We start from the raw sequence: 16760 nt of genomic DNA, 5'->3' as shown, positions 1-16760 counted from the left end.
CTAATTATTTTGTCTTAAAGATATCATCAAATATTTCTTCATAATACTTCACAGGTACAAAAGTAACTTCTTTTTTAACTTCCTCTGGTACATCAACTAAATTTTTAATATTGTCATATGGAATAAATATTTTTTTAATTCCAAATTGACATGCAGCTAATGATTTTTCTTTCAGTCCACCAATTGGTAATACTTTACCTCTCAACGTTATCTCGCCAGTCATACCAATGTTTGCGGGAACCGGTTTTCTAGTTAGCGCACTAATTATAGAAGTAGTAAATGTAACACCGGCTGATGGTCCATCTTTTGGAATAGCGCCCGCTGGTACGTGGATGTGAATTGCCTTATTATCAAAATCAAAATTAATTCCAAATTTTTCAGCATTTGCTCTCACATAACCTAAGGCAATTTGCGCAGATTCCTTCATAACTTCCTTTAAATGACCGGTTAATTTTATCCCGTCTTTGCCCGGAAATGTAGTAACCTCAATGGCTAGTGTAGAACCCCCAAAGCTTGTGTATGCAAGGCCATTAACAACACCAATTTGATCTCTATTTTCGTTTTCATCATCTTCAAATCTAATTGGGCCCAAGAAATCAACAACAACATCTTTAGAAACTCTAAATTCATCCTTAATTTCATTATCTAATATTTTCACAACTATTTTACGAGCTATATTATCTAATAAACGTTTGAGCTCACGGACACCGCTTTCTCTTGTATATGAAAGAATTATAAATTTTATAACCTCATCATCAATTTGGATTTGCGATTCCTTAAGCGAATTTTGTTCTAAAACTTTGGGCATTAAGTGTGCTTTAGCTATTTCTAATTTTTCGGCAGTGGTATATGTTGACAATTCTAGTAATTCAACACGATCAACTAATGCGGGTGGGATCGAATCAAAATAGTTGGCAGTAGCTATGAATAAAACCTTTGATAAATCATATTCAAGGTCAAGATAATGATCTTGAAAATTAGCATTTTGTTCAGGGTCAAGAACCTCCAACATAGCGCTAGTTGGGTCGCCTCTAAAATCAGAAGACATTTTGTCTATTTCGTCAAGAAGAATAACTGGGTTAGAAACACCTGCCTTTTTAATAGCGGAGATAATTTTCCCAGGCATTGCCCCAACATAGGTTTTTCTATGCCCTCTAATTTCACTTTCATCTTTTACACCACCAAGCGATACCTTGATAAATTTTCTTTTTAAAGCTTCTGCAATGGATTTTGCTAATGTGGTTTTTCCTGTTCCTGGAGGACCAATCAAGGTTAAAATAGGAATATTATTAACTGGATTATTCAAGGTATCACCGGTTTTATGAACGAATAATTTTGTATCAATAAAATGGTCAGAATCATTTTTAATAGGCAAATAATCACCAGTTTCTTTTTGATTTTGTTTGTGAGTAAGAACTGAAATAAATTCTAAAATTCTCTTTTTTGGTTTTTCAAGTCCAAAATGGTGTTTATTTAAGACTTCTCTAACATGATTTATATCAATTAATTCTTTACTTACTTTTCTTCATGGTAATGCCAAAATTAAATCAATGTATGTTTTAGAGATATTTGCCTCTGGGCTCGAAGCCATCATGGCAGCCAAGCGAGCTTGTTCAGTCTTTAATGCTTCAATTACATATTTAGGAAACTTGCGGCTAGTTTCTGGGTCTTTTTCCATATTTTCGGCATTATTTTGTGATTCATCATTAAGCATTTGTCTTAACTGCTTCATCTTTTCGCGAAGAAGAAAATCTCTTTGTGAGCTTTCCATTTCTTCATTTAATTTCTTAGTTATTTCTATGTCAATATTTGTTGACTCTTTTTTTCAAGCTAATCTATCAGCGATATTTTTAATAAGATCGTAAATATCTAAAGACAAAAAACCTAATAGTTCATCTCGAGTAAAGGCTTCTCTAATAATTGCAAAATTTTTTCATATCAATTCATCGATTTTTTCTTCCTTGTTATATTTAACCAGTGAATTCATTTGCATTGCAAAATCTTTGACTTTTTCAAAGTTAAATACCTGTTTAGAAATTGACGAAAAATTTTTATCTGTTTGCGGTTCAAGTTTTAAAACAAAATTATTTAAGTATTCAATAGAATTTTTTATTTTTTCAATATCGACCTTTTGCCCTTTTTCGTTTTTGTATTCAAATGAAGCATATATTAGCGGTGCTTCCGGGTTGGTATCAGACGAATGAATTTCATTAATTTTAACAATTTTATCTGCATCAAGACTTATTTTATAAACACCTTTATTTTCCGATGATTCTTTGATAAGAGCTACAATGCCATAATCTTCTAGCATTGACGAAGAGGTAATTACTTCGGCATTTATATATTGCTCCTTAATAAAAGTTATTAATATCTTATTATTAGATTCCTTACTATCCAATGCACTTTGTAAGGCAAGAACCGAATTTTTCTTTCCTACTCTTATTTCATCCATTGATTGTGGCAGTATTATCTGCTTCTTAACTGGTATAAAAGGTAATTGCATTTTTTTCCTCATTTCATTTTATTAAATTCTATTTACGTTATTATTTTTATTTGCTAATTTAGGAAAAAATAGCGAATTATTTTGAAACAATAACTAATGCCGGTTTAATAGTTCTATCATTTAGTTTATAACCAATATTTTTTACTTCTAAAATTGTATCTTTTTCTAAATCTGATGCAACCAATTCATAAACTTGATGAATATTAGAATCAAACTTATCACCAACATTTGGAATAATTTTATTCAATCCAAAATCAAACAGAATATTTTCAACCTGATTATATAACATATGAAATCCGACGATAAAATTTTTCAATGTATCATTATCAATTTTTTTAGCAGCAAGAATTGCTTTTTCAAAATTATTTATAGGTTGAATTATATTTTCCATAAAAGATTGAAGCGCATATTTCTTTGCTTCAGCAATTTGTTTTTCTTGATGATCATTATTTTTTTGTTTATGATCACTAATTAAGTCTTGGGCTTTCTTTTGAATTGCAATAACCTCATCCTTAAATTTATTAGCTTCGATTATTGATTTAACTCTTAACTCCTCTTTTTCGTTGTTAATTTTTTCGATAGTTTCTTCTAAAGATTTAATTCTATCTTTTTTTTCTGAAAGTTCATTTGTAAGAATGGCATTTTTTTCAATTACTTTTTTTGTTCAATCATCTAGATCAGCGACTGAAACCAATTTAAGAACATAACTTTTTTTCTTAATCCTATAACTAAGTAAATCATCAGCTTCACTCTTACCTTTGTTTAATATTTCATTAATAATAGGATCAACATCATCATAATCTCAAACGTATGAAAAGTGTGTTATTTTTTCTTTGTGATTTTCTTTCTCACATAGCTCAAAATTTACTTTTTCGTATTTTTTAAAATCTCACATTATTTATCTCCTTTTTGCACTATTTTTGCCAATATGTCTAACGTTTCTAATGATTCATCAATATCAATATTTTTAGGCCCCATAATTGAGATTTCCTTAATATTTTTATCGTTCTCAAAGTCAATTTTTTTACTAATAATATTTAAATTTTCTCTTGAAAAATCAAGCTTAATTTTATTGTCTTCGTCCAAATTATTTTCAATCATTGATCATACCGAATGTTTTTCGATGAGATCTAATAAGTCAACCAATTCTTCACGAGATATATCTTTTGATAAAATCATTGCGTTTTTGTTATAGGTTTTATTTTGAATCTTTTCTTCAAAAACAAAAATAGTTTTTACAAACTTTTCTAATATTTTTTCATAATTGCCTATTCTTTCTTTAAATAAAGGTAACAAAGCCTTAGCTCTTTCAGCCAATTCAATTAAAGGCGTATCAATTAGTCTTTCTTTAAATAGTCTCACAGCAATTCTCAAATCATTTAAAGCAATATCATCGCTAAAATCAAAAATTTTATTTTGCACATTACCACTGCTGGTAACAATAACAATAACTGCTGAAGACGTATCAAGAGGTGTCAATTGAATACTTTTTAATTTTTCATCTTTATTATTGGAAGTTGCAACAACAGTAAAATGTGCCATTTTACTAATCAAATTAGCAGCTTCATCTAATGTAGAATCTACACTCAATCTTTTCTTTACAAGAATATCACTCAAACTTTTATTAAAAAACTTTTTTGGATTATATGCAATATATTTCGTATAGTATTCAAGGCCCTTAGTTGAAGGTATTCTCCCACCAGATACATGCGGTTTTTCTAGAAAACCAATCTTTTCAAGATCAGACATAATATTTCTAATAGTCGCAGATGAAGAAGTCAAGTGTTTTGATTCAACTAATTTTTTAGATCCAACAGGTTCTCCTGTCTCAAAAAATTTTTCAACAATCATCTTAAAAATTTCTATGTGGCGTGCCTTTAATTCCATAAAACAAAAAACACCTCCTTAAAATTTAATAATATATATTTTAGCACTATTTTAGCACTTTATAAAGTTAATTGCTAATTTTACTACTAAATAAGTTAAGTTTCTTTTCTTCTTTATTTGATAATCTAATGTAATTTGGAATGTGTTTCAACAAAATTAATATAGAAGCAAAAACTAAAATGTAACTATGTGATCATAATGGAATATTATGGTTTATAAACGAAAGAATTCAAGATGTATAAAAATAAGGAATAAATGAATAAAAAGCAAAAATAATTGATATAACCACGGATGAAATCGAAATATATCTTATGATTAAAACTAAGGTTATATAAACCAATACAAGCAATAAAAATGTTGGAAAATCAAATGCCAAAATCATTCCAAAAAATGAAGCAACACCTTTGCCACCTTTAAAATTAAAGTAACAAGGAAAAATATGCCCAATCAATGCTCCCAAACCTGCAAATAAAGGAATTATAAAATTACTATTTACTCCTTTTTTGATAGCAAAAACAATGATTGTGGGAATAAAAGACTTAAAAATATCAAAGCAAAAAACAATTAATGCAAATTTAAAACCAAAGACTCTTAAGGCATTTGTCGCACCTGCATTTTTTGAACCAAAATTTCTAATATCACGTTTTTTTCTTTTTGAAATAATTATGCTAATATTAATCGAGCCAATTAAGTAGCCTAGTATTAAAATTATTAAATTAACTCACACGTATTTTCAATTGAACATAAATAAAATAATACATTATTTTAGTAAATCATTATTCAAAATTAAGACAAGTATACATCAAAAAAATTAAACAAAAACATTACCCGCTTAGTAATTAGGTAATGTTTTTTGAAAACAAGGATTTTTAGTTTATAGCTTAATGTAACTAAAGTTATTTCCTTCAATTTTATGTAATGATGTTACTGTTGCCTTTAAAGTTTGAAATACAGTATCTAGTTGTTTATAAAATTTTGGACCAATGTTATCATTAACCCATTTTAGAGTATCTAAATCACTGTGTCAAATATCTCCAAGGATCGCAAAATCTTTTTTCGTTAATCCATCAGGTCAATCATGAACAATTTGGCCATTTTCCAATTTTCTTTCTTTTAATTTTTCTATTGTTTTACCGTTTGTTAATACTCAAGCCTTAGGATTAATAGTTTGAGCATATCCATCATATTTACCTGATTTTGCCTTAATTGCGAAGTTTGTTGATTCAACATAAGCCACTGGTAACTTAGCGATTTGATAGAATGGAGCATGGTCTGATCAGTCTCCAGTTTCGCCTTCTTTATATTCCGTTTCAACAAATTGCGGATGAATTTTTAATTCTTGATCAGCATCCTTTATTTTGTTAGCTCTTTCTTTTGAAAGCTTATTGATGTGGTTACGTAGTAATGGAGATAAATTTCATTTATCTTTTTCAACCTTGCCATCGTCATTCAAATCATCAACAGTATTAGGAGAGTGAATATACATATAATCACCGCCGGCAACTGTATCCATATTAATCATTCCTAAAGAATTATCACGTAATTCATTTTTTTCGCCAGTTAAAAATTGTTTTACGAATGCTTCTGAGCCTAGTTTGTCAAGCTCTTCACCATCAACAAAAATTAAATGTAATCTAACACTTAGATTATCTCTATTTTTAGGATCTGAGAAATACTTTAATAAATTTAAATTAACAGTAACACCGGTAGCATTATCAGTTGCACCTCATGAAACACCTTTTGGTCCTACATTATTCATTGAGTCGTAGTGAGAAACAATGTAAAAATCTTTAATTTTTCTTTTACCATTATCAGTTAATTTAGCACTTGGGTTAATTGTTACCACAATATTATTACCCACATTATTGTATCCATTATTTGCAAATAAAAAACCTTGTGTAAAGAAGCCATCATTCTTTAAATTTTGCTTCATTGAATCAACTATTGCTTTATCTTTGGTTTCATCGTATTGCACAGTTCTTGCATGAGCATATTCAGGATATGTGATTCCATTTGGAGTGTAATTAGTATAACCCATATCTGCGATTTCTTTAACTAAATATTTATATGCATAATAGCTACCATAATTATTAACTTTTTGATCTACTTTTTCGCCAAATTTGTATAGTAAATTCTTTTCAACTATTTCTGTTGTTAATCTTTTATCTTTTTCTAACTTTATTCCATCATTCAAAAGTTTTTTAGGGTTGTACTTAAGAGTTGTCGTCGCTAATGACGTTTTTTTAAAGTTATTATCATCTCCTGCTTTTCTACCATGAACAGTAGACAAGAAATTTGTAAATGTATTTCTTAGCCCTACTTCATCAGTGGATTTTGGATTATTTGGATTTGAACATGAGATTGCCATTATTGGTAGTGCAATGCCAGTTAGCCCCCCCATGGCAATTAGTCCCTTAATTGAACGTTTCATAAACTATTTCCTTTCTTAAATTGTTTTATATTTGTACAAAATAACATTCAGCAATTTGTAAAATATAAATATATTTTAAACTATTATTATTTTTTTATACACAAAAATCGACCAGATTAAGCAAAAATATATTTATAATAAATATATTAATAATAACAATTTTTCAATTAAAATTAAGACATCTTTTAAAAAAGCATGTTGCAAATTTCTTAATTAAATTAAGCAATATTCATTTCCCAATATATGATTTGCATAATAAAAATATTAACAGTTTGACAAATATAATCTAGTTGTGCTTTAATAAATAATGCATATTTTCCAAAATTTCAGTGTTTTATTTTTTTATATATCTTTTCTAAAAAGTTTATAATTATGTTAAAAGAGGTATTAGATTATGAAAACATTTAAAAAGAAGAAGACTATATTGAAACTTTTTTTATCTGCAACGCCCGTTATTACAGGAGCTGTTTTGCTAACTAGCTGTAGTCAAACTACAAATAAACAAGAAAAAGATAGCGGCGTTCAACAAAGCAATAGCATTGATGCTTCTATTAATCGCGATGGTTCTTTAATTGGGGAAGAATTGCGAGCTAAAGTAAATGATACAATTGCTAACGCTAACTTCACTATGACTGACAAGGCTAGGGATGAGTATAGCAATCTTACTGATGATATTGCAAGAGATGAATATATTAATGGTTTATGAGAAAAAATTATAAAATGATTCTCTAAAAATCAAGATTCAGATGATAAAGATAAATTCTTTTTTACACCTGAAGACTTACGCAATGCAGATTTTAATGAATACATAAAAGTTTATATTCCTAATTTAGAATATTTTGCTGGAAACCATAATGTAAAATGCTACTTCGGTTATAATAGCGAAAAAAGAAATATTTTTTACTTCTTTAAAATTAAATGTTTGGATGGAAAGCAAACTGAAGGGCATGGTTTTGTAGATTTAACACTACCTATTGATAAATAATATGAAAACAAGTAAATTAATACTTGCTGGAATAATTGGAAGTTTAGCGCTTCCAATTATTTCTATATCATGCGCAAGACAACAAAAAATTCTAATTGATGAATCAAAAATTAACACTAAATACTTAACAAAACTAAATGCTCAACAACTAGCATCATTACACAATTTTGAACCCATTTTTATTAATCAAAATCAATCTAGCAAAACTTATTTAAAATATTTGGGTCAAGTTAAAAAGGTTACAAATAACAATGAATTAGAATTTAACCCCACTCTCAAATTTAAACCAGAATTCAAATTGCAAAAATCGTGAAAACAAATAAGAACCAAATATGATAATTACAAAATAGAACGGACAAATAACTCTACTTTTAAAAATTTTGATGACTTATTTACTCAATATGACTTTAAGGAAATAAGAAAAGCAGGAGGATATTCTAACCTTTGATTTTATTACCTTGCTAACAAAAACAAAGATACAGATTATTACCGCGTTTATGATCCATATTTTTTTGATTTTCAAACAGTAATATTTCGTCTTGTTAACGATATAAAAACAAACAGTGGATTAATGAATAAAAATTCCCTTCTAAACAAAGCAGGTGAAGCCTTTATTACGCGTAATATTTTTAACAATGAATTCATTCAAGCCAGTTCTTGATTAAGGCCTGAAAATGAAATTTTTAGAAATACATTTATTAATTTTCTTATTTTATATTTAAATAAATTTGATCTTAATATTAAAAAAATTAACATAGATTGAACAAAGGCAAGAGTTCAGGAAAATGATTTTTCAAACCAAAGTTTTATTAGTTTTCAAATTGAAGACATTATTGATTTTGATGATAAAAGCATTATAGATAATGCAATTAAAAATAAAACCTTTTATATTAATGGTTTTAGAAATTATGCCACTGAACAAAAGTTCGGTGTTGGCAATAATGGTCTTAGCGAAACACTACCTTTATTTAATGATTATGTAAAAAATCCATTTTTAATCATAAAACAAAATGAAAACATAAACTTTGGAAAGGATATAAATTCATTTATCAAAGGCTATAATAGCATCGATTATTGAAACTCGAGAGGTTTGGTATATTTATTTTCTAATTTTAAAGATTACCTAGAATTCGATATTCCAGACATATATAAAAATATTGATGAAAAATATAAAGTAATAGATATTCAATTTACAAATTACTATGAAACTAGCCAATTAATCAAAATGATTATTAGAGTTTTTAAAAAAGATAAAACAACAAAAGACTATGTATTATTAAGTTCAAACTTTGACGACCATGGACACTTTTTAAAGGCTATATCAACTAAGCTGGCAGCTGTTGATAAATTAGAAAGTAGCGACTATGCAATATATAGAAAAGAAAAAAAACCAACCTTCAACGGCATAAAACTAGATGATTTTGTTAATAACCCCTTATTTAATTTGCTAATAAATTATGCCTTAATAAATTGAAAAAAACACATTGTTAATCCGAATAGCAATACACAGGATCAATTAAAACTCTTAACTGCTTATTTAAACAATTACCTTCTTGCATATGCTCTCGAAATTCAAAATTCAAATCTTAATAGCGGAATCAAAAAGATAGAATTAGCCAAAAATGAAACCGTTGGAGATGAAACTACTTTAAAATTTTATTTTTACAAATTTAACTCAGAAAAAGATTTTCTTTACAAAAACAAGGGCGAGAAACCTTTTTATTATATAGATATAAAAGTAAAAAATTTATTTGAGTTTAGTAACGAAACACCAGTTTTTACAATTGTTTCTAAAGGACACTATAATGAAAAAATATAATATTTTAGCTTCCCTTTTAATTCCTTCAATCGGGTTACTAACTATCTCATGCAACGCAACAAGCAGCATCGAAATAAAATCATCAAAAAATGTACAAGGTTTTAAGGCAAATGAAGATCTCAATCCCTTAGAAATGCAATTTGATAAAAAAATAACAAAAACTGCTTTAGAAATAAAAAAAACAATGCGGACTTTTAATTATGCTTACTATACCTTTTTTGAAAACTATGATATAGTCAAAGATAAACTAAAAGAATTAATTGAAGAGCAAAGCATAAGTCAAAATAAGGATGGGCTAACAAAATATTACAATTCTTTTTGACATAACAAAAAACCTGAATTACTCAATGATTTTTCAAAGCTACTTGATGATTTTTACAATCTTTTTAATTCAGCTATTAAATCTCTATCAAATCTTAATTTTTATTTGGAACAATTCAAATTTGATAATGATAACTTAAAAAAACTAACAAAAGACCAATATACTAGCAAACTAGATAACGATTTTAAACAATATATCTATAACAAGGATTTTGCTGATAACATTTACACAGCTAAAAAAATACCAATTAAAAATTTAATGATTGCCTTAAAAGAAAAACTAGCGCAAATATCAACCATGATAAAGAAACAAGAACTTAAAAACTTCTTAAATGAATATCACAAGGCAAAAATTTTCATCTATGACAATATCAACCATGTAAATCTTGACGTTAATATTGATTTAATAGTTTCTAATCTTGAGGAAAACAACCAACAAGAATTCTTTTAACTTCTACTATAGGTTTAAAAAAATTTATTAAATATAGCTTGTAGTCCAATTGACTACAAGCTATTAAAATAAATAAAAAACTTAAGAGAAAAAACTTAATCAATTTCCATTGGGATTTTGGCATTAACTTCCTCGTTAACACGTAAATCAAAACAAATTACATCATAAAATAAATCGATCTGTCTCGTAATAGTATCAACCTTAAATCTAATATCAATCCGATGAGATTTGCTAACTTTTGTTATATCGGGTTTATGAAGAAAAAAATACTTTTTAAATTCAACATCATTAGCAATCTTATCGCCATCATCATGTTTCTTATTATTGTATTTTTTGTTAAGCTTTTCTATTACTTGAATAAATCTCGCCATTGCATTATCTTGCTCGGCATTATATTCCTTTTGTGCTTCATCAGATAACTTAAAAACAAATTCATTTCTAATGCTTGATAGTTGCGAAGCATTAAGTAACATAGGTTTTTGTCGCTGACTATCATCTATTTTATTAGAATTAGCACATGATATCAAAACAGGACTAATTGCTATGCATAACCCGATCGATAAAAAACTTAATTTTTTATTAAATAAAGATTTTCTTATTATTGATTTCATAACACATATTTTAATACAACAAAAAATTATGTTTTATTTTTTTAAAAAAGAGCATACTTATGTTTTTATTTAAATAATTTTTAAATACTAAAATATTTTTATTAATTATTGTACAAAAAACAAGATTGACCAAATTAAAGAAACCTAAATTATTTTATTAGAAAAAATAATATAAAATTATTGTAAAAAATAATAAGTAAAAATAGGAGCAATATGAAAAAGAAATTATTATTACTTAGTTGAATTCCTACATTAGCACTGTTAACCACTTCATGTATCGAAACTAAACAACCAAACCATGAACCGAAGTCTGAAGATGATAATAAAAAAGAAAAAAATGATAATACAAATACTGATTCTATAAATTCAAACAAAAAGTCAGAAAACCAAGAACCAATTCCGTTACCGTTGCCAACACCTAAGCAACCCGAAATTTCTAAAGAGCAATCTTCGCCGGAAAATCCATTAAATCCGCATAGTAAAAAAGACAATAGCGCCCCGCAAATACCTCAATTCCCTATAATACCGCCAAACTTTCCAGGATTGCAAAAACCAAAACCAGCAATTAATAAACCGGAGTTAGAGATAAAACAAACTGAAGCATATAGAAAAATATTAGACAGATCTTTTGCTATTTCATTTAATACCATTACACAAAGCCTTGATGATGGAAAAAGAGATAAAGATGAAATTCCTTTCTTATCAACTGGAACTGGTTGAATACTTGATTATGCTTGAAAAAATGGAGTTGAAAATTCTGAAGAACTAATGTTATATATAGCAACAAATGCTCATGTATATCAATATGCATACAATGCATTAGACAATAAATTAAAAGAAACGTTTCCGGAATATTTTACTGGCGAAGAACAAAAAGATGCTAGAGTTGTTTCATTTGGTATTGGCATACCTTTGGGTGATGCTAATTTAGAACCTATCGAGTCAGGAAAATACGAAGGCAATGAAAATATTGTTAGCTATTTTATAAATTCAAATGATCAAAAATATAAAAAAGATGTAAGAGATGTAAAACTTGTTGGAGATCAAATTTTTTCAAATCCAAAAACTGTTTTTGTCGCAACGGACTTCTTTGATAAGAAAACAAATGAAGAAATATTAAAGAAGCATCCAAACTATCAACCTAATATCAATAAAACCCAAAGAATTGGAAAAGACTTTGCTGTATTTGCTATAAAAATTAAATTCAACGAACTTAAAAAACAAGCCGAAACAAATCAAGATTTAAAGAAATTACTAGAACATATTAATAAAGGCATCAACAGCATTAATAATGATGTAACATTATTTTCATCAAAGCAATATCCTAACCATGATAAATCAAAAGTTCCCTATATTGCATATGACTACTACTCAGCCTATCTTCACAAGGAACAATATAAAAACTTTGATAGCGAAAATGAAATTTTAAGTCCAAATGCAAAAAGAATATATATAGCAGGCTTCCCTTCTGATAATGATAGTGGAAATAATCAATACTTCTGAAAAAACTATCCTAAGAACATAAAAATCGAAGATTACACTTTCACAAATAAAAGCTTCTTAAGCAGTGCGCCAGTTGAAAATCTATTATCTGAAAAAACCATATCATATGGCATCGGTGTACAGGCACAAGTTCTAAATAGCAGTTTATATTATGGGGCAAGTGGTTCTCTTGCTGTAAATGAATTTGGAATGCCTGTTGGAATATATTCATCTCTTTCAGCACTAACCCCCAACATTAAAGATACAACAAAATGAGGCGCCTTTACTTTCTTAGTTCAAAATTCAAATGATTTATTCTATGGACCAAAACATAATTTAATAGATGGAAGTAATAAAGAGTTATATCCAAACCAAGAAAAATCTTTCAGACAAAATCTTAAAATTTTATCTGAACAAGATGATTTCTTTAAAGGTTTTAATAAAACGGTTTTATTTGAAAACGGTGTATAGTTTCTTATAAAGACTAAAAAACCAATCATAGCTTTTATGTTTGGTTTTTATTTTAAAAGTTTTTATAATAATTAATCCAATTCAAAAATTTTCTTAATCATATCAATTAAATAGCCCTCACTTGCCATCTTATAATTTATTAGTTTAATATATCTAAAAGCTTTATTTAATTGACTCTTATTTTCATCTTTCCAACAGTTGCCGTCAGTAATTAATATAAAATCAATATTATTAATATTTAAATCTTTTTGCCTATTAATATAGCTATCAATAATTTCCTCGGGTTTTGAACCAGGACCATAAAAATAATTTGTTTCAATATTCAAAGCTTTTTTATCCTTGACTAATATAAAATCAGCCCTTCGATTAGCAATATCATCACCTATATTAAAACCGTATTCTTTTAATACATTAAATTGTTTTTGTAATAAAAGCGTAATACCATAATTCTTGCAAACTGAAGCAACTAACCTCTCACAAATTTTTTCAAAAGAGCTACCACTTCTATTTTTTCTGCCGTTAGAATCTAGACCAACTAAAACGCCCACAATATAATCGTTGCAACTTTTTTCAATAAAATTGTCAAATAGTTTTTTTAAACCAGTATTTACAAAAAAACTATAATATTGTTCTTTTTCCACATCACTTATTTTTTCATTATTTTCTTTAATGCAAAAAGAAAAGCTTTCAATTTTGTTTTTTAAATAATTATTTATTAATAAACTTGTTTTTCCTTTTTTTAACTTTTCCCTTTCTATTTTACTAACTGCAATAAGTAGCGGAAATGTAGTAATTATAGAAGGGACTTTATCTAGTAAATCAAAAAATCTTTCCTTAAAATTATGGCTTTTAATTAATGAATCCATTGCATGCAATTCAACTGCATATTTCTCAATTTCACTAATATTTTCTCAATCCACAAAAAAGTCATATCCTCGATTAGTAACTAGTAATCTATCAATAAAAATTTCTAATAGTTCATTTTTTACGTTCATTATATTTTTCATCCTCTTTCCACAGCAAAGCTCTAAACAAATTTTAATGATTTAATAATTAGTTATAATCACTTCTTTGCCGACTCTTTTATTACCGTTGCTATTTATATTTCGTTTTACATTAACAACCTTAATATTAAATTTAGAATATAAATCTCTAATTAAATCTGTGTCGTGGTTAGTTAACATTAGGAAACATCCTTTTTTATCTAAAATTCTAAACACCTTAGCAAGTCTAATATGACAATCTTCACCAAATTTTTCCTTTGTGTAGGATTCGAAGGAAGTTGGATTTAATGGTACATAAGGACTATCGATAAATACAAAATCCCCTTTGTTAGCTTTTTTTAAACTCTCTTCAAAATCAAGGTTTTCAATTTCCACATTCTTAAGGTATTGTGAAATCTCTAAAATATTATCCCTATTATAGGAATCACATTTAATTTTATTATTAAATGGAACATTAAAAAAACCATTTGAATTTACTCTATATAGTCCATTGAAACATCTTTTATTTAAAAAAATAAATAATGCGGCTAATTCTAGATCATACTCATTTAATTTTAATTTATTATTAAATTTGGTCCTTAACTCATAATATTCTTCTTTTTTGCATTCCTTTTGATCTAATACATTAAGAATTTCTATCATTTGTTGTGGTTTATTTTTTATCATATTATATGCATTAATAAGAACTCTATTAATATCATTTATGTGGGCTTTTTGCGGTTTAAGATAAAACAAAACCGCGCCACCGCCAACGAAAGGTTCATAATAATCGTTGAAATATTTGGGCATTCGTTTTTTAATTTCATCTATAAGTTGGCCTTTCCCTCCGACTCATTTTACAAATGGTTTAATTTCTTTTTTTTGCATATACTGGGCCTTATATAAAATTCTAAATAATAAATATTATTTTAGCAAGTTTTCAATATTTTAAAAATGTTTTTTCTTTGAAAATTAATTTAGGCAAAAAATTAAAAAAATAAAAATCTAATCGGAATTATCGATTAGATTTTTGTTTATTCAAAGACTAGTTTAACAGTGTTTCTTACAAGAATTTTTTTTGATTGTAAAATGTCATACATAAATGATATTTCTTTATTAGATATTTTTGTTTCAATTAAATATATATCAATATGAATTTGCTGAATGTTATTTGTCTTATTCTTTGGATCAAATGAAACAATAAGTTTATTGGGCACAAATTCATTCTGCTTCATTTCTAAATATTGACCGGCATATGAGATTCTTACTTCATCATTTTTAATATCTAAAATACAGTCCATAACTTTTTCATCAGTAAATTCAATATGTGTAAATTCAGTGCTATTACTTTCTTTAAAATCGACAAAATCAGTCTCCACTTTGCTTAATATTTCGCCTTCTTGTTCTGAAATTAAAATATATTTTAGCTTCATTTTTTTAGTCTTTCAAATACAATGTCTTTACCAAAAAGATAGATAGCCTTAGCTAATTCTGGTCCATGCTCCTCATATGTTGCAGCAATTCTAATAGGCATAAATAAATCCTTACCTTTTACATTTAATTCCTGCTTTGTGTGTTCAATACACATTTGAATGTTTTGAATATCAAAATCATTTTGATGCAATAATTTACTAAATGTTTTTACAACATCTATATTGGATATCACCAATGTAGTATTATCTTTTGGCTTGGTATATATTTTTAAATTATTTTTGATCTCGTTGATTGTTGACGCTGATTGCTTGTAAGTTTCAACAAATAAATTGTTTCATTCGTCAGAAAATGGTGAATTAATTAATTTTATAATTTCTTGGTTTTCCACTTTTTTCATATATTGTTTTGAAAATCAATCCATCTTAACTATATCAAATTTAGAAGGTGATTTAGATAACCTTTCTGGATCAAATTTTTCAATTAATTCCTCATGACTCATTATTTCTTGGCTATCTTTTGAAGTTCAACCCAATAAAGATAAAAAGTTAAAAATTGCATGGCTGTTATATCCCTCATTCTTGTAATCTTCAATAAATTGCTTCAAAGTTTTATCTCTTTTTGAAAGTTTTTTACCTTCCATATTAGTAATAATGGTTAAGTGTCCGAATACAGGAGGAGTTCAATTTAAAGACTCATATATTGCTAATTGCTTAGGCGTATTTGTTATATGTTCTTCGCCTCTTAGAACATGGCTAATTTCCATTTGGTGATCATCAACGACAACAGCAAAGTTGTATGTCGGATAACCATCGCTCTTAATAATAACAAAATCACCAATATCATCGCTATTAACTTCTATTCAACCTCTAACTAAATCGCTTCATCCATAAATAGTATTTTTTTTCAATCTTAGCCTTATTGAATATTCATTATTCTCATCCCTGCGTTTCTTTTCTTCATCAGAAATTTTCAATCAATTAGGGTCATATCTAAATGAAGCAATTTTAGCTTCCTCTTGTTCTTTATGCTGTTGCTCTAATTCCTGCGAATTATCATATGCCTTATACGCGAAGCCTTTGGCAATTAACTTATTAGCAATGTCTCTATAGATTGCTAATTTTTCAGATTGTCGATAGTTGCCGTATTTTTTATTAGGTTTTAGCGGGCTTTCATCTGGTATTATACCCAGTCAAGCAAGGTTTTCAAGTTGACTCTCTTCCCCACCCTCGACATTTCTAGCAACATCAGTATCTTCTAATCTAAAAATAAAAGTTCCATTAAAATGTTTTGCAAATAAATAATTAAATAGAGCGGTTCTAGCACCGCCAATATGTAAATAACCTGTTGGACTTGGAGCGTATCTTGTTCTTATTGTTTTCATA

General features: G+C 27.5%; 14 protein-coding genes. 4 read left to right on the top strand and 10 right to left on the bottom strand.

What is annotated here, in order from left to right; translation table 4 throughout:
- Positions 1–4: 4 nt before the first annotated feature.
- The 5 genes from lon to ACWXVS_RS00405 form a co-directional block, all read right to left on the bottom strand.
- Complete coding sequence (lon, locus tag ACWXVS_RS00425) at positions 5–2503, bottom strand: endopeptidase La (protein ID WP_455994487.1); 2499 nt, start codon at positions 2501–2503, stop codon at positions 5–7.
- Between the two features lie 76 nt (positions 2504–2579).
- Positions 2580–3398 (bottom strand): nucleotide exchange factor GrpE, encoded by an 819-nt coding sequence (locus ACWXVS_RS00420; protein ID WP_455994485.1) that lies wholly within the window; start codon positions 3396–3398, stop codon positions 2580–2582.
- Positions 3398–4390: a heat-inducible transcriptional repressor HrcA gene (gene hrcA / locus ACWXVS_RS00415; protein ID WP_438340469.1), complete on the bottom strand. Its 993-nt coding sequence runs from the start codon at positions 4388–4390 to the stop codon at positions 3398–3400. The genes ACWXVS_RS00420 and hrcA overlap by 1 nt, the downstream gene beginning before the upstream one ends.
- A 67-nt stretch (positions 4391–4457) precedes the next feature.
- Positions 4458–5135 carry a glycerol-3-phosphate 1-O-acyltransferase PlsY gene (gene plsY / locus ACWXVS_RS00410; RefSeq protein ID WP_455994483.1) on the bottom strand — a complete coding sequence of 226 codons (678 nt, stop codon included), beginning with the start codon at positions 5133–5135 and terminating at the stop codon, positions 4458–4460.
- Between the two features lie 129 nt (positions 5136–5264).
- Entirely contained in the window at positions 5265–6821 is a 1557-nt protein-coding gene (locus ACWXVS_RS00405) for a M28 family metallopeptidase (RefSeq protein ID WP_455994481.1), read from the bottom strand.
- 394 nt (positions 6822–7215) lie between these two features.
- Here ACWXVS_RS00405 and ACWXVS_RS00400 point away from each other — a divergent pair, with 394 nt between their 5' ends.
- From ACWXVS_RS00400 to ACWXVS_RS00390, 3 genes are read left to right on the top strand one after another with little or no spacing between them, the layout of a single operon-like run.
- A complete protein-coding gene (locus tag ACWXVS_RS00400) occupies positions 7216–7806 on the top strand; it encodes a hypothetical protein (protein ID WP_455994479.1) in 591 nt (196 codons plus the stop codon).
- 1 nt (position 7807) lies between these two features.
- Positions 7808–9625 carry an MAG3240 family lipoprotein gene (locus ACWXVS_RS00395; protein ID WP_455994477.1) on the top strand — a complete coding sequence of 606 codons (1818 nt, stop codon included), beginning with the start codon at positions 7808–7810 and terminating at the stop codon, positions 9623–9625.
- The gene (locus ACWXVS_RS00390) at positions 9612–10397 is read left to right on the top strand and encodes a hypothetical protein (protein ID WP_455994475.1); all 786 of its coding nucleotides are present in this window, start codon (positions 9612–9614) and stop codon (positions 10395–10397) included. Before ACWXVS_RS00395 ends, ACWXVS_RS00390 begins: the two co-directional genes overlap by 14 nt.
- A gap of 95 nt (positions 10398–10492) precedes the next feature.
- Here ACWXVS_RS00390 and ACWXVS_RS00385 read toward each other — a convergent pair whose 3' ends face one another.
- Positions 10493–11008: a hypothetical protein gene (locus ACWXVS_RS00385; protein ID WP_444704873.1), complete on the bottom strand. Its 516-nt coding sequence runs from the start codon at positions 11006–11008 to the stop codon at positions 10493–10495.
- A gap of 213 nt (positions 11009–11221) precedes the next feature.
- Here ACWXVS_RS00385 and ACWXVS_RS00380 point away from each other — a divergent pair, with 213 nt between their 5' ends.
- Complete coding sequence (locus ACWXVS_RS00380; RefSeq protein ID WP_455994473.1) at positions 11222–12961, top strand: MIP family Ig-specific serine endopeptidase; 1740 nt, start codon at positions 11222–11224, stop codon at positions 12959–12961.
- A 71-nt stretch (positions 12962–13032) separates the two neighbouring features.
- Here the strand turns inward: ACWXVS_RS00380 and ACWXVS_RS00375 are convergent, their stop codons facing one another.
- From ACWXVS_RS00375 to gltX, 4 genes are all read right to left on the bottom strand, one after another.
- Positions 13033–13956: a DpnII family type II restriction endonuclease gene (locus tag ACWXVS_RS00375; protein WP_455994471.1), complete on the bottom strand. Its 924-nt coding sequence runs from the start codon at positions 13954–13956 to the stop codon at positions 13033–13035.
- Between the two features lie 51 nt (positions 13957–14007).
- Positions 14008–14832 carry a DNA adenine methylase gene (locus tag ACWXVS_RS00370; RefSeq protein WP_444704876.1) on the bottom strand — a complete coding sequence of 275 codons (825 nt, stop codon included), beginning with the start codon at positions 14830–14832 and terminating at the stop codon, positions 14008–14010.
- A gap of 146 nt (positions 14833–14978) precedes the next feature.
- Complete coding sequence (locus tag ACWXVS_RS00365; protein ID WP_438340477.1) at positions 14979–15377, bottom strand: hypothetical protein; 399 nt, start codon at positions 15375–15377, stop codon at positions 14979–14981.
- Complete coding sequence (gltX, locus tag ACWXVS_RS00360) at positions 15368–16759, bottom strand: glutamate--tRNA ligase (RefSeq protein WP_455965914.1); 1392 nt, start codon at positions 16757–16759, stop codon at positions 15368–15370. The genes ACWXVS_RS00365 and gltX overlap by 10 nt, the downstream gene beginning before the upstream one ends.
- Position 16760: the final 1 nt, after the last annotated feature.

Source organism: Mycoplasma sp. 327 (genome assembly GCF_053851655.1).
Note: the sequence above shows the minus strand (reverse complement) of the source record. Positions and strands in the feature narration are given on the sequence as shown.